The following is a 20222-nucleotide window of genomic DNA, read 5'->3' as shown; positions in this document are numbered from 1 at the left end:
CATCGGGACCGTCAGGCCTCGGGCTTTCGGGAATGGCTCCCGCCCGGGCCGTTTTCGGCGCCTTCGCACGGTCGCGAAAGACGCCTTCTCGGTCTCTAGACCGAAATAGGACAGCAACCCTGTCCTATTTCAGGAGCTCTATGCCAGAAACGACCCTCCCCTGCAAGGCCATCATGCCAAATAATCACCACCTCATGAAGAAAAATTGCCCACACCCCCGGTGACTTGAAATTAAATTACGAGCTTGCGTCGCATTGTTTCCGTTCCTTTCATTCTCGGGGAGGATGGTGCTTTCGGCCGTCTCGGGCGATTGATCGCCGACATTTCTCCATTATGGTCCTTCCGAAGCCCCTATTCGCACTGGAAACCGCATGTATTTCGCTTCCGACAACTGGGCTGGCGCCCATCCCGACATTGCAAAGAGCCTCGTCGACGCGGCCGGTGGCTTCGCTTCCGCCTATGGCACCAGCGATCTCGACAAGCGTGTGGAAAAGACCTTTTCGGAAATTTTCGAGCGCGACGTCGCCGTCTTCTTCGTGGGCACGGGCACGGCGGCGAATTCGCTTGCGCTGGCAAGCTTCAACCGTCCCGGCGGGCAGGTGTTCTGCCACCGCGAGGCGCATGTGAATGTCGACGAATGCAACGCGCCGGAATTTTTCGCGACGGGTTCCAAGCTCGTGCCGATCGATGGCCCCGCGGGCAAGATCGCGCCGGATGCGCTCTCCGCCGCAATCGGCCGCTTTCCGCCGGATTTCGTGCATGGCGGCCAGCCGATGGCCGTGACCATCACGCAGGCAACCGAAGCCGGCACCGCCTACTCGCTGGACGAAATCGCCGCCCTTTCCGACGTTACGAAAAAAGCCGGCCTGCCGCTGCACATGGACGGCGCGCGTTTTGCCAATGCCCTTGTCAATCTCGGCACGACGCCGGCAGAAATGACGTGGAAACGTGGCGTCGACATCCTCTCCTTCGGCGGCACCAAAAACGGCTGCTGGTGTGCCGAAGCCCTCGTCCTCTTCGACCGCGCCAAGGCGCAGCAGATGCATTTTCTGCGCAAGCGCTCCGCCCAGCTCTTTTCGAAATCCCGCTTCATCGCCGCGCAATTCGACGCCTATTTCCGCGATGACCTGTGGCTCTCGCTCGCGCGCCATTCCAACAGCATGGCCGCCCGCCTCGCCGGCGGCTTCGCCAGGTCCGAAAAGGCCCGCCTCGCCTGGCCGACGGGTTCCAACGAACTCTTCGTCATCATCAGGAACGACGCGATGAAGGTCCTGCAGGACAAAGGCGCCGTCTTCTACGACTGGCCGGCCGGTCCCGAGCTCAAGGCGACCATGCGCGACGACGAAACCCTGATCCGTCTCGTCACCAGCTTTGCGACGCGCGAGGCCGACGTCGACACTTTCCGTTCGGCGCTCTGAAACGAAAAAGGCGGTGCCTTGCGGCACCGCCTTGCTCATTCCGACGCGCCCGAGCTTAGTTGTTCTGCGCTTCGATCTGCTTGGCTTCGCGGTTGACGGCCGCAATCTCGATACGGCGCGGCTTGGCGGCTTCCGGGATCTCGCGAAGAAGATCGATGTGGAGAAGGCCGTTCTTCAGCGAAGCGGCGCGCACTTCCACATGATCGGCGAGCTGGAAGCGGCGCTCGAAGGCGCGCTTGGCAATGCCACGGTAGAGATACTGGCTTTCCTCAGCCGTTTCGTCCTTCTTCTCGCCCTTGACGGTCAGCGCATGTTCGCGCGCTTCGATCGACAGTTCGCTTTCGTCGAAACCGGCTACCGCCATGGTGATGCGATAGGTGGTCTCGCCGGTGCGCTCGATGTTGTAGGGCGGATAGCTCTGGGCCTGATCAGGCTGACCGAGGCTGTCGAGCATGGTGAAGAGACGGTCGAAACCAACGGTGGAACGGTAGAGGGGGGAGAAATCGACGTGACGCATGGTGTCCTCCTTCAGAGCAACGATTGCGATTTTCAAAGTGCCGCCCCTGATTTCCGAAGGGTACGGCCCGGTTCAACCGGCCTCCGCCCCTTTCTGGCGACGGAAACCTCGACGGACCCTTTCGGCGCCCGTGAAGATGAGATGGGAATGCTTTTGCGACCGTTCAAGAGTGCCGTTCAACGAATAGGACGGATATGATCCAGGTCCGGAACGAGGCACAAATGGGGGCATGATTGCCGATGCTGCGGCCGGAGGGGAATTTCGACAGATGACCGTTTTGCAGACAACACAACTGACCCTCAGTCCTTGCACCCCGCATGACCGCGCCGACTTCATCGCGCTTGAGCGCGATCCGGACGTCATGCGTTTCCTCAACGGCGGCTACGCCGTCGATCCTGAACGGACCGATCCGAACGCCACCTTCCTCATGCCCAGGGGAACCGAGCCCTACGTCTGGACTGCGCGTCGCACCGCCGGGGGCGCCTTCGTCGGGTGGTTTTGTCTGTGGCCGGAGAACGAGAGCCTGGCCGAACTCGGATATCGCCTGCGCTGGATGGACTGGGGCCAGGGCCTGGCGGCGGAAGGGGCTTCGGCACTCGTCGACTGGGGTTTTGCGAGCTGCCGCTATGACACGGTCGTCGCCACCACGATGTCGGTGAACCACGCCTCGCGCCGCGTGATGGAAAAGATCGGCATGAAGCACACGCGCACCGTTGTGGCCGACTGGCCCGATCCCATCCACGGCAGCGAGCACGGCGAGGTCTGGTACGAACTGATGCGTTCGGAATGGAACGCCTGTCAGATGAATGGTGGATGAACGACCACTTCGGACAGCGTTCAGCTTCGCGCTGCTAGAACCGCAGCATCGGAAGCGAAAACTTCCGACGACCGGGGCGTAACGTCCCTTCCTCCCCGGTTAAATTGCGCCGGCTGCATGTGTGCCACCCCCGTTGCCACATGCATCCGGCTTTTTTCTTTGACGCTTGCGGGATCAGCGCCTATCCATCAGATAGCCAATCCGAGATCGCCTGCCTTGATGGATTCCATCCTCCACGCCACTGCCGACAATCCGGTTCCGGAAAATCACTTCGCCGGCTTCATGGACGGTCGCGGCGGGGTTAAAATCCGCTATGCCGTGTTTCGTTCGAGGGAGCGCGAGGCCAAGGGCACGGTGGTGCTGCTCGGTGGGCGCAGCGAGTGCATCGAAAAATACTTCGAGACGATCAACGACCTGACCGCGCGCGGCCTCTGGGTCGCCACGCTCGACTGGCGCGGCCAGGGGGGCTCGGACCGACTGATACCAGGCAGCCGCGCCGGTCATGTCGCCCGCTTTTCCGACTACGAAGCCGATCTGGCGCTCTTCCTGGAAAAGATCGTGCTGCCGGATGCGCGCCTGCCCTTCTTCATCGTCGCCCATTCGACGGGCGCGCTCGTCGCGCTCTCGCAGGCGCCGGAGCTTGAAAACCGTATCGAACGCATGGTGCTCGCCGCCCCCTTCATCGCGCTCGCCGGCCAGTCGATGAGCCAGCGCAAGATCACGATCATCGCCCGCCTCGCCTCGCTTTTCGGGCTCGGCAAGCGCACCTTCCGCAGGGGCGATCCAGCGCTTGATTTTTCACGCAATATCGTGACGTCGGACGAGCGCCGCTTTGCTCGCAACACCGCGATTTTCACCGAACATCCCGAGCTTTCGATCAGCTGGCCGAGCGCGCGCTGGCTGAACGAGACGCTGAAGGTCATGGCCCGCGTGACACATCAGGATCACCTGACGCGTATCCGCATCCCGACCCTCATCCTTTGCCCCACAGCGGACAAGCTGGTGCCGCGCCGGGCGATCAACAATCTCGCCCGCATTTTCCGCGCCGCCCGTCTCATCGAGATCGACGGCGCGCGCCACGAACTGTTTCAGGAAACCGACCGGTTTCGCGCGCAGGCGCTGGCGGCGATCGATGCCTTCATTCCAGGCAGCGACGCCGAGGAAACCAACCTCGGCGCCTGAACGCACGCGCCTTGACCGGATCGGTTAAGGGAAGGAATCGCGCGCAAACACGCGTCAAGCGTTCAAAATTGCCATCGCCTGATCATAGACCGCCCGGCTGCCTGCCGCGATGATCTCGCCGCCATTCTCCGCCGGCCCGCCATCCCAGGCGGTGATGATGCCGCCCGCCTGCTCGATGACCGGGATAAGACCGCCAACATCATAGGGCTTCAGGCCGCATTCGACGACGAGGTCGACATGGCCGGCCGCCAGCAACGCATAGGCGTAGCAATCGACGCCGTAACGGAACAGCCGCACCTTGTCCTGCACCGTCTCGAAGCGCGCCTTGCCGCTGTCCTTGAAGAGATGCGGCGACGTCGTGAACAGGATGGCATCCGACAGGTTGTTGCAGGGCCGGGTCGAAAGCACCTTGCTGCCATCGGGCCCGGCATAGTGCGAGGCCTTGCCGTCGGCAAAATAACGCTCCTTCGTAAAGGGCTGGTCGACAAGGCCCATCACCGCATCGCCGTTGCGATACAGCCCGATGAGCGTGCCCCAGACCGGCACGCCGGAAATGAAGGCGCGCGTGCCGTCGATCGGGTCGATGACCCAGACATATTCGCGGTCGAGACCCACCGAGCCATGCTCTTCGCCGAGAATGCCGTGATCGGGGAAATGCCGTTCGATCAGCGTGCGGATCGCGGTCTCGGCGGCGCGGTCGCCCTCCGTCACCGGATCGAAGCCGGCGGCCTCCTTGTTGACGACGTCGGCCCCGACACGGAAGCGTGGCAGGGTTTCCTTCGCCGCCGCATCGGCAAGAAGGTCGAAAAAGGCGCGATCAGGCAACATGGAGGCTCTCTCGGAGGGATTTCTGACGCTTTTCCTTACTGCATCCAAAGGCAAAACGGAACCGGATTGACGCGGCGTGACACCGAAGGCCGACGCAACATTGTTGCTTGACGGATCGCAAATTTGCCCCGCAGTTGCGCTTGACATTTGTGCAGCGCAATATTACTCTTTCCTTACAGTCTTCACCGACTGTAAATACCCTCCTTGGGTGTTTCCTCCCTAGACTTGACCGCGCCACAAGCGCGGTTTTTTTTGAAAGGAGGCGGGCCTATTCGGCGGCGAGCGCCCGGTCCGCGGCATAATCTTCCACATGATCGGAAAAGTCCTGCAGGAAAGCGGAAATCGCCGTCTGCAGAACGGCAAAGTCCGGCCTCTTTGCAAGCGTCGTCTCATCGACATAGAGCGCGCGGTTCACTTCGATCTGCAGCGCATGCAGCCCCTTGGCGGGCCGGCCATAGTGCTCGGTGATGAAGCCGCCCGCATAGGGCTTGTTGCGCACGACGGTGAAGCCCATGTCCTCCAGGAGCCGCATCGCGGTGCGCGACAGCTCGCCCGAGGCGCTGGTGCCGTAGCGGTCACCGATGATGAAATCCGGCCGGAGCCCCGAGCCCGCGACGCGGATATTGCCCGGCATCGAATGGCAATCGATCAGCACCGAGAAACCGAACCTCATATGGGTGTGCACGACAAGTCCGCGCAGGCGGGCGTGATAGGGCTTGTAGACGGTTTCGACGCGATCCAGAGCCTCTTCGACGGGGAAACGCTGGCGGTAGATTTCCATATTCTCCGCCACCACCCGCGGCACCGTGCCAAGGCCGCCGGCGACACGAATGGAATTGATATTGGCATAGGACGGCAGCACGCCGTCGAACATGCGCGGATCGAGTTCGTAGGGCTCGCGGTTGACGTCGAGCCAGGCACGCGGGAAATGGGCGATCAGCATCGGCGCGCCAAGCGCCGGGGCTACGGAGAAGAGTTCATCGACATAGTGATCTTCCGAACGGCGGATGCCGACGGCATCCAGGCGCGACTGCGCAAGAAAGCCCTGTGGATAACGCCGGCCGCTATGAGGCGAGTTGAAGACGAGGGGCACGCTCTGCGAAACCGGCTCCAACACCTCGAAGTGGCTGTTTTCGCTTGGGGCCCCCACCATTGCCGTCCTTTACCATGCCTGAAAGTCATTGCGTCGCCCATGTTGCCAGCGGCATGCGCGCGTGTCCATACTGAGAACATTGGGGCACAAGCCTTGCCCTGCCACATTCACCGGATATTTACCGGAATACGATTGTGTATCAGAACCGCCCGTCCGCGGGCCGACAACCTTCAGCAATGGTTCCCGAATTCCATGACCCCCAAGATTCTCCTCGCCGAAGACGACAACGACATGCGCCGCTTCCTGGTGAAAGCGCTCGAAAAGGCAGGCTATCAGGTGCTGTCCTACGACAACGGCGCCAGCGCCTATGACCGGCTTCGCGAAGAACCCTTCTCGCTGCTGCTCACCGACATCGTGATGCCCGAGATGGACGGCATCGAGCTGGCACGCCGCGCCACCGAACTCGATCCGGACCTCAAGGTCATGTTCATCACCGGTTTCGCCGCCGTCGCGCTCAACCCGGATTCCAAGGCCCCGAAGGACGCGAAGGTCCTCTCCAAGCCGTTCCACCTGCGCGACCTCGTTGACGAGGTCAACAAGATGCTGGCCGCCTAAGCCCCGGAAAAGACCACAAAATCGGCGTGTAAAAAAAGCTTCAAAAAGCCTATTGACGCCGCCGGATGTTTTGTGGTCTATGCCCCTCATCGGATGGGCGTGTAGCTCAGCGGGAGAGCACTACGTTGACATCGTAGGGGTCACAGGTTCAATCCCTGTCACGCCCACCATCCTTTTCAAGGCCTTGGCGGTAATGCGCTGAGGCCTTTGTCGTTTCTGGTGCCAGATGGTGCCAAGTTCGGATGGTGCAAAGCGCATCTTGAGAAAGAGAGGTTGCCGGTGCCAAGAGTTTGGCACAACGGCATGGAGCGATCTTCACGCGGCGCGCTTACCAGTCGACCTCATCTTCGACAAATCAAAGATGACAGCCCTGTGATCGTCGGGTGTCGTATGCACATAGACCTGATCCGTAACCCGCGATCCGGGCGCATGGCCGAGATGAGATTGAATGATACGTGTCGGTACGCCCTTCATTGTCATCCAAGTCGCAATGGCCTTGCGAAAGACGTGCATCGTCAGGTGGATGGGCTGTTCACCGCGCAGCACCTTCGCTTTTTTCACGGCGGAAGCCAGTGCCTTGCGCATATCGGTACGCTTGCCGCCAAACCGACCCGGAAAAACGTAGCGCACCGAAGGCCCGTTGTTCTCACGCGCCGCCGTCTCGTCATCAGCTTTGGCCGCGATAAGCCTTTTCATCAGCGTGTCACAGATAGGAATACCGCGCTCGCTGTGGCGAGACTTCGGCGTGAACTCTTCCTTTCTCTGGATCATCACGAGCAGCGCCTCCGGGTCTAGATCGGACCACTCAAGCGAAAACGCCTCGTTCTTTCGCAACCTGTTTCAGCAAGAAAGAGCGCAAGAAGGCCGGTTCTGTCTGCCAAGTGCTCGACAATCCGCGTTACTTCTTCCGGTGTCGGAATGCTGACCTTCCGGGGAGAGACCGGAATTCCTTCATGCCTTGGTACTTGCCGGATCAACTGAAGTTCCTGCGCCCACGACAATATCTGCACCAATGTCGCCACTTCGCCGTTGATGGTGGGCGGCTTGCAGGCGTCCTCCACCGTGCGTTTCTTCTGATAGTCTTCAATGTCCTTCGTCACGACACGGGAAATGTCCTTAACGGCAAACGTCTTCAGCAAGGCTTTCACCTGATAGGCATTCGTTAGGAGAGAGGACGAACGCTTCTTGCCGGTCGCCACCCGGTCACTCTGTTTCTCAAGCCACCGTTCCGCGAACTCGGCGAAGGTGATACCGCTCGGCTTGACTGCGCCATCGCCCCGGATCGCACCCATCAACTGCAAATCACGCAGCATACGTTCCGCCGCATTAAGCGCGGCGGTCTTGGTTTCGTGCGTCTCGCGAACGCGCTTGCCCGAAGGGCTAACATGAGGCGGAATATCAACGACCCATGCACCCGTCAGCGACCCGTCGCGCTTTCGAGGCCGAATGGTGAAGGGACCGCGTTTCTCCGTCTTCAAACTCGGTTTGCTCATTTTCCACCACCCACAGCCAGCACCTTGGCGACGGGATCGAACGTCGCTCCTCTAGCGGCACTCTCGATGCTCCCGGCTTCGCCTGACACGACGCGGAGCTTTTTATCGGGGACATAATGGCGGGAGGCGCGCTGTATCCGTTGCGTGATATACGCATCAATATCGGTACGGGCATAAATCACGCGCTTGCCCACAATGGCGGCGGGCAACTCTTCGCGGCTGATCCGGCGAACGAAATCGACCGTCGCCCCCAACATCGCTGCCGCATTCTCCACGAAAAGCCAATTCGGTCCCAGACCATCGACCGCATTGACATAGCGGTGTGGATGGAGTTGCCGATCCCGATCATCGAATTTGCGCATCCGCTCTATTAAGGGCAGCTTTCCAGCTTGCCCCTGTTCATCTTCAGTATCTCGAACTTCCATTTCCAACTCCCAGACAGCAGAAATCCACCGGTCGCTCACGTGCGAGCGCCGTTAAGGCCGAGACCAGCGGAACAGGTGATGCTGACGACCATCGCCAGCACACCGAAATTGCCACGGAGTACGGCGAACAATCAAGTGAAAATAGAATTAAGTGATTGATTTTATTGAAAAAGATATAAGATTTCGGTGATCGAGAAACCGTGCAACATGTTGCAAAATCCGTCTCACGAGGCGCTGGATTTACCGCTCATGTAAGGCGTTGCTGAGGGACGCTTCGGAGGACGCAAGCTGCGTGCCGTCGTGGCAGTGAGCCCCAGAGGGAGTGAAGGATATGGAAATGCATCCGTCTTCTACATAGAAGTGTTGATTTGCACTGAGAGCTGACCCGGGATTTGTGCCGAGAAGTGACCCGCCTTAGGTATCGTCCGTCGTGGTTGGGATGGTCAAGTTCCTCCGTTTCTCCTTCGTCGCTTTGGGCTCATGGGCTGAGCTGTTTTTGAATCGGAAGCTGTCGTTTCCGGTTTCGAGGATATGGCAATGATGCGTGAGGCGGTCGAGCAGAGCGGTGGTCATCTTGGCATCACCAAAGACGCTGGCCCATTCACTGAAGCTCAGGTTGGTGGTGATGATGACGCTGGTGTGCTCGTAGAGCTTGCTCAGCAGATGGAACAGCAGCGCACCGCCTGAAGCACTGAACGGCAGGTAACCGAGCTCGTCGAGGATGACGAGATCGGAGTGTGCCAGGCGGTTGGCGATCTGGCCTGGACGACCTTGGGACTTCTCCTGCTCGAGAGCATTGACCAGTTCCACGGTCGAGAAGAACCGAACCCGCTTGTGGTGATGCTCGATGGCCTGGACCCCGATTGCCGTCGCAATGTGCGTTTTGCCCGTGCCGGGGCCGCCGACCAGAACGATGTTGTTGGCGTCGTCGAGGAAGTCGCAGCGATGAAGTTGGCGGACGAGCGCCTCGTTGATCTCGCTGCTGGTAAAATCAAAGCCATTCAGATCACGATAGGCTGGAAAGCGTGCTGTCTTGAGCTGGTAGGCTGTCGATCGAACCTCTCGTTCCGCGGTCTCGGCCTTGAGGAGCTGCGACAGGATCGGGACGGCGGCCTCGAACGCTGGCGATCCCTGCTCGGTGAGCTCGCCGACGGCCTGGGCCATGCCATGCATCTTCAGTTGCCGCAACATGATGACGACAGCGCCACTTGCTGGATTATGACGCATGGCGAACCTCCGTCTTTCTCAGGGCATCGTATCGTTCGACATTGGCCTTGGGCTCGTTGGTGAGCGTCAGGGCTTGAGGCGCGTCGATGGTGGACGGCGTGAAGGATTTGCCGTCGACGAGGCGATGCAGCAGGTTCAGCACATGCGTCTTCGTGGGGACGCCGGACTTCAGCGCCATGTCGACCGCCGATAGCACGGCCTGCTCGTCGTGCTGGAGGACCAGCGCCAGGATATCGACCATCTCGCGGTCGCCACCCGGCTTCCTCAGGAGATATTGCTGCAAGGCCCGGAATGCATTGGGGAGTTCGACGAACGGTGCACCATTGCGCAGAGCACCTGGCTTGCGTTGCACCACCGCCAGATAGTGCCGCCAGTCGTAGATCGTCTGTCCCGGCCGATCGTGAGAGCGATCGATGACGCGACGATGCTCGCAGACGATCTGGCCTTCCGCAGCGACCACGACCCGATCCGGGTAGACCCGCAGGCTCACCGGTCGATTGGCGAAGGATGCCGGCACGCTATAGCGATTGCGTTCCAGATGGACGAGGCAGGTCGGCGTGACCCGCTTCGTATATTCGACGAAGCCGTCGAACGGCCGCGAAACCGGCATCAACGCCAAGGCCTCCTCGGCCCAGATGTCGGCGATGGTGCCGCGCATCTGTCCGTGCGGGGTCTTTGTCCAGAACTCCTTGCATCGGAGCTCCAGCCAGTCGTTCAGGGCATCCAATGATGGAAAGCGCAGGATCGGCTGGAAGAACCGATGACGCGCATCCTGAACGTTCTTCTCAACCTGCCCTTTCTCCCAGCCGGACGCAGGGTTACAGAACTCCGGCTCGAACACATAGTGACTGGCCATCGCCAGGAAGCGCACATTGACGTCTCGCTCCTTGCCACGGCCGACCTTGTCGATTGCCGTGCGCATGTTGTCGTAGATACCGCGGTCGGGGATGCCGCCGAAGACCCGGAATGCATGATTATGGGCATCGAACAGCATCTCATGCGTCTGCAGAAGATAGGCCCGAACAATGAAAGCACGGCTATAGCTCAGCTTCGTATGGGCCACCTGCAGCTTGGTGCGCTCATTGCCAATAATGGCCCAGTCGTCCGACCAGTCGAACTGGAACGCTTCGCCCGGTCCGAAGGCCAGAGGCACCAACGTTCCACGCCCTGTCGTCTGGAATTCCCTCTGACGGTCTGCCTTCCATTCCCGGGCAAAGGCCGCAACACGGCAATAGGAGCCGTCATAGCCAAGGCTCACCAGGTCGGCATGGAGTTGCTTCAGGGTGCGCTTTTGCTTGCGGCCCTTCTTGGATTCCGTCTTCAGCCAGGCCGAAAGCCGATCCGCGAACGGATCAAGCTTGCTCGGCCGCTCCGGGACCTTGAACTTCGGCTCCACGCCGTCCAGGCGCAGGTATTTGCGGACAGTGTTCCGGGACAGACCGGTCCTGCGGCAAATCTCCCGGATCGATAGATGCTCTCGAAAATGCCAGCGTCGGATTACGCTCAGTACGCCATGTCGATCACTCCAGAGCCCCCGCTGAAACCTCGCGAGGGATGATTGAAACATGGGTCAAATCTCAGTGATAATTTCCCGCTATCCCGGGTCAGCTCTCAGTGCAAATCAACACCCAAATTGGGGTGGTCGTCGCGGTACGTCCCCGCGAAAGTGCCCCTTGATCTATGATCGGGGAGTTGGAAACCGTTCGAAACGGCCCTGAGCTTTTAGTTCGGAGAACCTGGACATAGCGTCAGGCTCCCCGACCTAAAGGTCAAGGAGTGTGGTGCTGTATCGGCCAACACCAACCGTTCGAAGGGGTTTCCACGCCCCGAAGCGGCACGTACCGCTCTGCATTCTTATTCGCGTGGCTGAGCACGCTTGTCAAAGGGGAACCCAACGATCTGCCCCCTTCCCCGCGCCCTCAAGGTACGTTAATTGCAGTCACACGACGAAACCGACCTTGGAAACCGCAGTGGGTCTCAAACCGGACAACGACAACTCTGCACCGAAGTAGGATGCGGACCATCTCGCCCGAGATAAGGCATATGACTACGGGCAGGACGCAGCCAAGCAAGGCATTCCTCCAACCGAGTGCCCTTTCAATGAAGATGATGACGCTGATCTGGCAGCCGCATGGATGGACGGCTATTATTCCGCTGCCGACATGCTTGCAGATGTAGATGACGACGATAACTGACGCCGTTTGCAGGCCCCGGAGGCATTAGGGGCTCCGCCGCTTCGCAATCTTGGCAACAGTTGCACGGGACGCGCCCGTAACGCTCTGGATTTGGGACCATGACATTCCCGCTTGGAGCATTGAGGCTATTCCGGCATTGCGCTTTACGTCCTCGGTACGCCCACGGTAGCGGCCTTCAGCCTTGGCTTTAGCTTGCCCTTGCGCCTGTCGGCGGCGACGATCCTCGTAGTCCTTGCGGGCCACGGCAGCGAGGACATCCAACATCATAGAGTTGATGGCGCTAAACATCCTTCCGGTGAAATCATCTGAAGGCGCTGCTAACATCCACGATGTAGGAAGGTCCAGAGCAACCACCCGCACTTGCCGGGCGTCGAGTTCTCCTCGGAGTTTCTGCCAGTCGGATGCAGTCAGACGCGACAGGCGGTCCACCTGCTCGATCAGAAGAATGTCGCCGGGCCGGGCATCCGACAGAAGGCGGAACAGTTCGGGACGGGCGAGCTTCGCACCGCTTTCGTTCTCCACATATGTAGACGCAATGATCAGGCCTCGCTCTTCGGCGAACGCCTCAAGCTGAGCGCGTGCGCGGGTAGCGTCTTGCTCGTCTGTTGACGCGCGGAGATAAGCTCGGGCGAGCATGGAAACCTCATCGGTTTAGTTAGGATGGTTTCCATAACAGCGGTTTATTTTGAATAGTCAAACGATCAAAATGAACCAGAAAAAGACTGGTTCAGGATCAGCACACCTTAGTAAACTAGCAGGAAAAGCTCATAGCGACGGGCTCCAATGCCCGAGAGATTAGATTTACAGCAAAGGAGATTGCAGCTTGAAGTTTTAAATTGCGCCACCTAGAAGACTATAACGATATATGCAGGAGCAACCCATGGCGACGATTGAGGGCACTTACTCCGACGAAACTTTAAGTGGGACCTCCAACGGTGATGTTGTTTTAGGCTTAGAAGGTGATGATACGCTGTACGGCTACGGTGGGAACGATACGCTGCTCGGTGGAGAGGGCTATAACACGCTCTATGGCGGAGCCGGAGCCGACATCTTCATGGCGGAAGAGCGAGCCGGTTCCACCGACATAAACAACACGATCATGGATTTCGTTCAGGGCACCGACAAGATCGATGTTTCGGCATTCGGTATTTCCAGCCTCGACCAGCTTCAACTGATCCTAGAGGCTAGCGGCACCAAGGATACCTATTTCAGCGCCTACTACGGCACCTACAACTACGATTTCGGTATCACCATCAAGAATATCGGCAGGAATGCCCTGAAGGCAAGCGACTTCATCTTCGACAAGCAGGTCGGGCGGGACGTTACCGGAACCGGGGGTGACGATCGCCTGTTTGGCAGCACCGGAGCAGAAATGCTCGACGGCAGGGGTGGGAATGACCAGCTTTTTGGCGGCAACGGGAATGATACGCTGCTCGGTGGAGAGGGCTATAACACGCTCTATGGCGGAGCCGGAGCCGACATCTTCATGGCGGAAGAGCGAGCCGGTTCCACCGACATAAACAACACGATCATGGATTTCGTTCAGGGCACCGACAAGATCGATGTTTCGGCATTCGGTATTTCCAGCCTCGACCAGCTTCAACTGATCCTAGAGGCTAGCGGCACCAAGGATACCTATTTCAGCGCCTACTACAGTTCCTACGGCTACGAATTCGGCACCACCATCAAGAACATCGGCAGGAACGCCCTGAAGGCAAGCGACTTCATCTTCGACAAGCAGATCGGGCGGGACGTTACTGGAACCGGGGGTGACGACCGCCTGTTTGGCAGCACCGGAGCAGAAATGCTCGACGGCAGGAGCGGAAACGACCAGCTTTTTGGCGGCAACGGGAATGATACGCTGCTCGGTGGAAGGGGCTATAACACGCTCTATGGCGGAGCCGGAGCCGACATCTTCATGGCGGAAGAGCGGGCCGGCTCTACCGACATAGACAACACGATCATGGATTTCGTTCAGGGCACCGACAAGATCGATGTTTCGGCATTCGGTATTTCCAGCCTCGACCAGCTTCAACTGATCCTAGAGGCTAGCGGCACCAAGGATACCTATTTCAGCGCCTACTACAGTTCCTACGGCTACGAATTCGGCACCACCATCAAGAACATCGGCAGGAACGCCCTGAAGGCAAGCGACTTCATCTTCGACAAGCAGATCGGGCGGGACGTTACTGGAACCGGGGGTGACGACCGCCTGTTTGGCAGCACCGGAGCAGAAATGCTCGACGGCAGGGGTGGGAATGACCAGCTTTTCGGAGGAAGCGGTAACGATATGCTGTATGGCGGCGGCGGGAATGATTGGCTTTATGGGGAGGCTGGCGACGACATCATGATCGGTGGTTATGGTCAGGATGTCTATTTCGTAACTGACAATGAAGACGTCGTGGATGAAAGCGCGGGGGACGGCATTGATGAAGTTCGAAGCACAATCTCTCTCAGCATTTCCTATAGCAGTCGAGTACTTGGCGAAATCGAAAACTTAACCTTGCTAGGAAGCGGGGCCATCAACGGCACCGGCAACGGCCTCGCAAATGTCATCACTGGCAACACCGGCAACAACATCCTCGACGGCAAGGCAGGCGCGGACACACTCACCGGCGGCAAGGGCAACGATACCTACATCGTTGATAACGCTGGCGACAAGGTGATCGAGAAGGCGAGCGAAGGCACGGACCTCATCAAGGCGTCTCTCACCTATACGCTTGCGACCTATGTCGAAAACCTGACGCTGACTGGCTCCGGTGCAATCAACGGCACTGGCAACAGTGCGGCGAACGCCATCACCGGCAACGCCGCCAACAACATCCTCGACGGCAAGGCGGGCGCGGACACGCTCACTGGTGGTAAAGGCAACGATACCTACATCATCGATAACGTTGGCGATAAGGTCATCGAGAAAGCTGGCGAGGGCACCGATCTCGTCAAAGCATCAGTCAACTACACCCTCACGGCCGATGTCGAGAACCTCACGCTGACTGGCTCTGCTGCCATCAGCGGCACGGGGAACAGCGTCGCCAACGTCATCACAGGCAACACCGGCAATAACATCCTCGACGGCAAGGCGGGCGCGGACACGCTCAACGGTGGCGAGGGCAATGACACCTATGTTGTCGATAACGCTGGCGACAAGGTGGTAGAGAAGGCCAGCGAGGGCACCGAGCTCGTCAAGGCCTCCGTCAGCTATACCCTCGCGGCCAATGTCGAAAACCTTACACTGACTGGCTCTGCCGCTATCAACGGCACCGGCAACAGTGCCGCGAACGTAATCATCGGTAATGCTGCCAACAACATTCTGAATGGTGGACTGGGCAACGACATCCTCACAGGTGGGGCAGGCAAGGATACGTTCTTCTTCAACACAGCCCTCAGCGGATCGAACAATGTGGGTCGCATCACGGATTTCGTTGCCGAGGATGACACCATTTACCTAGAGAACGCGATCTTCAAGGCGTTGACCGCAACGGGCAAACTCGCATCTTCCGCTTTCGCCGCCAACGTGACCGGCACGGCGACGGATGCAAAAGACCGCATAGTCTACGAAACAGACACCGGAAAAATCTTCTACGATGCAGACGGCTCCGGGAACGGATCGGCTTTTCACTTCGCAACGCTCAGTGGGAAACCGACCATATCGGTTGCTGATTTCTTCATTATCTAGCTCTTGCTAGGTGCCAAATGGTGCCAAATCCGAAGGCAAACCCAACACATGACGACTACAGCCGAGCTACAATCTTCAAGAACAGCAAGACGCAGGCCGCCGAGAACGCATTCAAGAAATTGATTTAAAACGATTTTCCGTCAAGCCAAAAAACAGGCTAGAGGAACTCGCTAAATTGACATCGTAGGGGTCACAGGTTCAATCCCTGTCACGCCCACCATTCGAATTACGTTGAGAAATCCGCTTCGGCGGATTTTTCCGTTTTCAGGGCTTTTCAAAGCTAGCAACCGCCTGCGGTTGCTAGTATTTTCCATCTATCCCTCAGCAAAATGCCGATCATCGAAGTGACTTTGATTCGGAAAAGAACCCAATCGAGCCCCTGAAGCGCCGCCCTCGTAGGGTAGGCTCTTTGCAGTGAGTTTCAGAGAATCCGGCGAACTCAACGCACTTGATTGCGCTCTCCGCAGGGTGCGAGAACAAGGGTGTCAGACGGCTCCGAAATAGAGGATATTTGCCAATTCATTGGCAAATATGGGTGAGCTCCCTTCCGTCGTCGTTCGAGCTTACCAAGTGTCCTTTGGCCGGGGCAGGCCAAGTCGAATACACCGGGGTAAATCGCATTCGGCGGCACCAGAACTTTTCACGAGAGCGTCCTTCGGGGCGCTCTTTTTTGTTTCAGGAAACTTGATCTGACCTCTGAAAAGCAATCCTTCTTGAAGTACGGCTTCTGAGTCTCAGAAGTACATTGAAACGGCAATGAAAGACACATAGCGAAAGAGACAATAAACCAAAAGGCTGAACGTTCATCAGGGAAAACTTACAGAGGCCACCTCTGCATGCGCACCGAATACAGCTTGAAGTTTTAATTTACAGATCCTAAGAGATAGTAAAGCATGAGTAGGGGCAATGAATGGCAACGATCACAGGCATCACCACCTCCAATGAAAGCTTGAACGGCACTTCGAGCAATGATGTTCTGGTCGGCGGGGCGGGTGAGAACACGCTGCATGGCGGAGCTGGCAAGGATGTGTTTGCCGCCTCCATCAGGCTCCCCTTCTTCGACACGGTATACACCATCCAATCCTACGACATTGTCGCAGACTTCGTACAAGGCACGGATCGGATTGACTTGTCCAGCTATGGTATTTCCAGCTTCGACCAGTTGAAAGCGATCCTGGAACCGTCCCCGAGCAATGCCAATGACGCCTATTTCAACGCCTATTTCGGCGGCATTGACCACGAGTGGCTGATCAAGGGCGTAACCTTCGCGCAGTTGAAAGCGAGCGACTTCATCTATTCAACGGCTTCCGGCTCGATCATCCAGGGCACAGAGACTTGGGGAGGCCATGATCGACTGTTCGGTTCAACGGGCAACGATACGATCGAGGGTTACGGCGGCGATGACCAGCTCCTCGGCGGCAATGGCGATGATGTTCTGGTCGGCGGGGCGGGTCAGAACACGCTGCATGGCGGAGCTGGCAGGGATGTGTTTGCCGCCTCAATCAGGCTCCCCTTCTTCGACACGGTATACACCATCCAATCCTACGACATTGTCGCAGACTTCGTACAAGGCACGGATCGGATTGACTTGTCCAGCTATGGTATTTCCAGCTTCGACCAGTTGAAAGCGATCCTGGAACCGTCCCCGAGCAATGCCAATGACGCCTATTTCAACGCCTATTTCGGCGGCATTGACCACGAGTGGCTGATCAAGGGCGTAACCTTCGCGCAGTTGAAAGCGAGCGACTTCATCTATTCAACGGCTTCCGGCTCGATCATCCAGGGCACAGAGACTTGGGGAGGCCATGATCGACTGTTCGGTTCAACGGGCAACGATACGATCGAGGGTTACGGCGGCGATGACCAGCTCCTCGGCGGCAATGGCGATGATGTTCTGGTCGGCGGGGCGGGTCAGAACACGCTGCATGGCGGAGCTGGCAGGGACACTATGATCGGAGGTTACGGCGACGACATCTATTTCGTAACCGACAGCGGCGACATCATCGACGAAAGCACCGGAGACGGCATTGATGAGGTTCAAAGCACAATCTCATTCAGCATTTCCAATAGCAGCAAAGTGCTCGGTGAAATCGAAAACTTGACCTTGCTGGGAAGCGCCACCATCAACGGCACCGGCAACAGCCTCGTGAACGTGATAACCGGCAACACCGGCAACAATATCCTCGATGGAAAAGCAGGTGCAGACACGCTGGTCGGCGGCAAGGGCAATGACACCTACATTGTCGATAACAAGGGCGACAAGGTCGTCGAAACAGTTAATGAGGGCACCGACCTCGTCAGGGCATCCGTCAGCTACACGCTCGCGACCAATGTCGAGAACCTCACGCTGACCGGCTCTGCCGCCGTCAACGGAACCGGCAACAGCACCGCCAATGTCATCATCGGCAACACCGGCAACAATGTTCTCGACGGCAAGGCCGGAGCCGACACGCTTTCCGGCGGCAAGGGCAACGATACCTACATTATCGACAACAAGGGCGACAAGGTCGTCGAAACAGTTAATGAGGGCACCGACCTCGTCAGGGCATCCGTCAGCTACACGCTCGCGACCAATGTCGAGAACCTCACGCTGACCGGCTCTGCCGCCGTCAACGGAACCGGCAACAGCACCGCCAATGTCATCATCGGCAACACCGGCAACAATGTTCTCGACGGCAAGGCCGGAGCCGACACGCTTTCCGGCGGCAAGGGCAACGATACCTACATTATCGACAACAAGGGCGACAAGGTCGTCGAAACAGTTAATGAGGGCACCGACCTCGTCAGGGCATCCGTCAGCTACACGCTCGCGACCAATGTCGAGAACCTCACGCTGACCGGCTCTGCCGCCGTGAACGGAACCGGCAACAGCACCGCCAATGTCATCATCGGCAATGCCGGCAACAATATTCTCGACGGCAAGGCCGGAGCCGACACGCTTTCCGGCGGCAAGGGCAACGACATTCTAACAGGTGGATTAGGCAAGGATACGTTCCTCTTCAATAAGGCCCTAAATGCATCGAAAAATGTGGACCGCATCACAGATTTTTCAGCCAAGGACGACACCATCTACTTGGAGAACGCTGTATTCAAGGCTTTGACCACAACCGGCAAACTCGCATCTTCAGCTTTCGTTACCAACAGCGACGGCACAGCCATGGATGCAAAAGACCGCATAGTCTACGAAACAGACACCGGAAAACTTTTCTACGATGCAGACGGTTCAGGCGATGGAGCGGCGGTTCACTTCGCAACGCTCAACGGGAAACCGGCGATCTCGGCTGCTGACTTCTTTGTCCTTTAATCCGGTGTCGAATGGTGACAAAAGCCCAGGAAACGGAGCGCGGACCGTCTAAAGGTGACCTGCAAACCGCGATTGGCGGGGAGGGAAAAGCCCATGAAAGCCTTGACAGTAGCTTGATATAGAATGCCTTTTTTGAAGCCAAAAGCATTCTCCACGTCAATCTCGCTAGATTGACATCGTAGGGGCACAGGTTCAACCGCTGCCCCGCCCACCATTCGAATTCAGGGCCTCATCGGGAAACCGCTGAGGCCTTTCTCATTTCCGGGGAAACAAAGACTTTCTCCCCACTTCCCTGTCCCCTGCGGGGCGCTATCTTCCGCTTTCGCAGCATGTGGAACGGAAACGCCCGTCTACCCTTCATCGGCAACGCGGGCTGGTCGGGAGATGAAGCGATGACTGTGCTTCTGGGAAAATGTCTGTGCGGGCAAGTCGAGGTATCGGTGCATGGAGAGCCCCTTCGCATCGGCATCTGCCATTGCATGGACTGCCGCAAGGAAAGCGGCTCGGCCTTTACTTACTACGGCATCTGGCCAGCAGACGCTTTCGAATGCAGGGGCGACCCTGCCGAATTTCGCGGGCAGCGCTTCTGCCCGCATTGCGGCTCGCGGCTTTTCGCACGCGATGGCGAAGAGGCCGAAATCAAGCTCGGCATCCTCTCGATGGCTCCGGCGGGATTGGTTCCGAGCTACGAACTCTGGGTCAAACGCCGGGAGCCGTGGCTGCGGCCGGTCGACGGCGCCGAACAGTACGACGAGAACCGAACCTGATCGGCGCACGCCTTCGTCATCGCCAACGGAGATGAATCAATCGGCCGCCCATTCCCTCAGAATCGAATCGCCCACGAGGCTGCGGGCGTGGTCGATGTTGACCCGCGCGGCTTCGTGATCGCCAAGGCTGCGATAGCTCTTCGCGATGGTCAGGGCCGGAAGCGGCCGTTTGCGCGCGGAGCACCAGTCGAGTGCCTGCTTCGAGACGGCGATACTCTCGGCATAGGCGCCGATGTCGTAGAGGGCGGCACCGAGGCCACTCTTGATCCAATAGTCGATATCGGCACCGGAGAGATGCGCATCCGCATACACCGAAGCCGCTCTCCAGGATGCAACCGCGTCTTCATGCTGCCCGTGCGCACCGGCCTCGATCCCCTTCTGCGCCAAGGAAAGAGCCTCGGCTTCTGCCGGATTTTCAGGCGATTTTTCGCCCATGGCGACACTCCTTCAGGCACGTTGCGCGATGACGGGGCAGGCGGCGGAAATACACATATGCCCTGCAGGAAACAGTTGACGACCGCTTGTCTTATGCGCTCAAATAATGCTTGGAACAAGCCATATCCTGCATCGGAATTCTACGCCAACTTTCTGAAAAGGCGTCGATATTCCAGAAATATTCAGCCTGTGGCGACGCGTTGCTGCCGCACGATTACCCCTGAAATACG

The 20222-nt window shown here is 58.3% G+C and carries 17 protein-coding genes, 1 tRNA gene and 1 pseudogene; 9 read left to right on the top strand and 10 right to left on the bottom strand.

Going from position 1 to position 20222, the window contains the following annotated elements:
- Window positions 1-371 precede the first annotated feature (371 nt).
- A complete protein-coding gene (locus tag MUO32_RS19345) occupies window positions 372-1418 on the top strand; it encodes a low specificity L-threonine aldolase (protein WP_257950027.1) in 1047 nt (348 codons plus the stop codon).
- Between the two features lie 55 nt (window positions 1419-1473).
- Here MUO32_RS19345 and MUO32_RS19340 read toward each other — a convergent pair whose 3' ends face one another.
- Window positions 1474-1935 (bottom strand): Hsp20 family protein, encoded by a 462-nt coding sequence (locus tag MUO32_RS19340; protein ID WP_257950026.1) that lies wholly within the window; start codon window positions 1933-1935, stop codon window positions 1474-1476.
- 268 nt (window positions 1936-2203) lie between these two features.
- Here MUO32_RS19340 and MUO32_RS19335 point away from each other — a divergent pair, with 268 nt between their 5' ends.
- Window positions 2204-2752: a GNAT family N-acetyltransferase gene (locus tag MUO32_RS19335; RefSeq protein WP_257950025.1), complete on the top strand. Its 549-nt coding sequence runs from the start codon at window positions 2204-2206 to the stop codon at window positions 2750-2752.
- Between the two features lie 219 nt (window positions 2753-2971).
- Window positions 2972-3934 carry an alpha/beta fold hydrolase gene (locus MUO32_RS19330; protein ID WP_257950024.1) on the top strand — a complete coding sequence of 321 codons (963 nt, stop codon included), beginning with the start codon at window positions 2972-2974 and terminating at the stop codon, window positions 3932-3934.
- 54 nt (window positions 3935-3988) lie between these two features.
- Here MUO32_RS19330 and hisN read toward each other — a convergent pair whose 3' ends face one another.
- Window positions 3989-4762 (bottom strand): histidinol-phosphatase, encoded by a 774-nt coding sequence (gene hisN / locus MUO32_RS19325; RefSeq protein ID WP_257950023.1) that lies wholly within the window; start codon window positions 4760-4762, stop codon window positions 3989-3991.
- Between the two features lie 268 nt (window positions 4763-5030).
- Complete coding sequence (locus MUO32_RS19320) at window positions 5031-5915, bottom strand: N-formylglutamate amidohydrolase (protein ID WP_257950022.1); 885 nt, start codon at window positions 5913-5915, stop codon at window positions 5031-5033.
- Between the two features lie 192 nt (window positions 5916-6107).
- Here MUO32_RS19320 and cpdR1 point away from each other — a divergent pair, with 192 nt between their 5' ends.
- Both cpdR1 and MUO32_RS19310 read left to right on the top strand, forming a co-directional pair.
- On the top strand, window positions 6108-6470 hold the full coding sequence (gene cpdR1 / locus MUO32_RS19315) for a response regulator CpdR1 (RefSeq protein ID WP_069061148.1): 363 nt from the start codon (window positions 6108-6110) through the stop codon (window positions 6468-6470).
- Between the two features lie 95 nt (window positions 6471-6565).
- Window positions 6566-6640, top strand: a tRNA-Val gene (locus MUO32_RS19310).
- Between the two features lie 145 nt (window positions 6641-6785).
- Here the strand turns inward: MUO32_RS19310 and MUO32_RS19305 are convergent.
- The 5 genes from MUO32_RS19305 to istA form a co-directional block, all read right to left on the bottom strand.
- The gene (locus MUO32_RS19305; protein ID WP_257950021.1) at window positions 6786-7244 is read right to left on the bottom strand and encodes a site-specific integrase; all 459 of its coding nucleotides are present in this window, start codon (window positions 7242-7244) and stop codon (window positions 6786-6788) included.
- Window positions 7245-7261: 17 nt separating this feature from the next.
- Entirely contained in the window at window positions 7262-7963 is a 702-nt protein-coding gene (locus MUO32_RS19300) for a hypothetical protein (RefSeq protein WP_257950020.1), read from the bottom strand.
- Complete coding sequence (locus tag MUO32_RS19295; RefSeq protein ID WP_257950019.1) at window positions 7960-8388, bottom strand: helix-turn-helix domain-containing protein; 429 nt, start codon at window positions 8386-8388, stop codon at window positions 7960-7962. Before MUO32_RS19295 ends, MUO32_RS19300 begins: the two co-directional genes overlap by 4 nt.
- Before the next feature lie 414 nt (window positions 8389-8802).
- Window positions 8803-9615 (bottom strand): IS21-like element helper ATPase IstB, encoded by an 813-nt coding sequence (gene istB / locus MUO32_RS19290; protein WP_257950018.1) that lies wholly within the window; start codon window positions 9613-9615, stop codon window positions 8803-8805.
- Window positions 9605-11182 carry an IS21 family transposase gene (istA, locus tag MUO32_RS19285; RefSeq protein WP_257950017.1) on the bottom strand — a complete coding sequence of 526 codons (1578 nt, stop codon included), beginning with the start codon at window positions 11180-11182 and terminating at the stop codon, window positions 9605-9607. The genes istB and istA overlap by 11 nt, the downstream gene beginning before the upstream one ends.
- Window positions 11183-11666: 484 nt before the next feature.
- On the opposite strand from istA, the pseudogene MUO32_RS29390 reads away from it, so the two are divergent.
- Window positions 11667-11810, top strand: a pseudogene (locus tag MUO32_RS29390) (Rmf/CrpP family protein); the annotation flags it as partial.
- A 24-nt stretch (window positions 11811-11834) separates the two neighbouring features.
- Here the strand turns inward: MUO32_RS29390 and MUO32_RS19280 are convergent.
- Window positions 11835-12446 (bottom strand): recombinase family protein, encoded by a 612-nt coding sequence (locus tag MUO32_RS19280; RefSeq protein ID WP_257950016.1) that lies wholly within the window; start codon window positions 12444-12446, stop codon window positions 11835-11837.
- Window positions 12447-12675: 229 nt separating this feature from the next.
- Between MUO32_RS19280 and MUO32_RS29325 the strand changes: the two genes are divergently transcribed.
- The 3 genes from MUO32_RS29325 (at window position 12676) to MUO32_RS19255 (ending at window position 19557) form a co-directional block, all read left to right on the top strand.
- Window positions 12676-15486, top strand: a complete 2811-nt coding sequence (locus tag MUO32_RS29325; RefSeq protein ID WP_374708689.1) for a beta strand repeat-containing protein — start codon at window positions 12676-12678, stop codon at window positions 15484-15486.
- 910 nt (window positions 15487-16396) lie between these two features.
- Window positions 16397-18790, top strand: coding sequence for a calcium-binding protein (locus MUO32_RS19260; RefSeq protein ID WP_257950015.1), 2394 nt, complete (start codon window positions 16397-16399; stop codon window positions 18788-18790).
- 392 nt (window positions 18791-19182) lie between these two features.
- A complete protein-coding gene (locus tag MUO32_RS19255) occupies window positions 19183-19557 on the top strand; it encodes a GFA family protein (RefSeq protein WP_257950014.1) in 375 nt (124 codons plus the stop codon).
- 36 nt (window positions 19558-19593) lie between these two features.
- Here MUO32_RS19255 and MUO32_RS19250 read toward each other — a convergent pair whose 3' ends face one another.
- Complete coding sequence (locus tag MUO32_RS19250) at window positions 19594-19992, bottom strand: hypothetical protein (RefSeq protein WP_257950013.1); 399 nt, start codon at window positions 19990-19992, stop codon at window positions 19594-19596.
- Between the last annotated feature and the right edge of the window lie 230 nt (window positions 19993-20222).

Source organism: Shinella sp. CPCC 101442 (assembly GCF_024704725.1).
Taxonomy (GTDB): domain Bacteria; phylum Pseudomonadota; class Alphaproteobacteria; order Rhizobiales; family Rhizobiaceae; genus Shinella.
The sequence above is the reverse complement of the archived record's forward strand: the minus strand, read 5'-3'. Positions and strand labels throughout refer to the sequence as shown.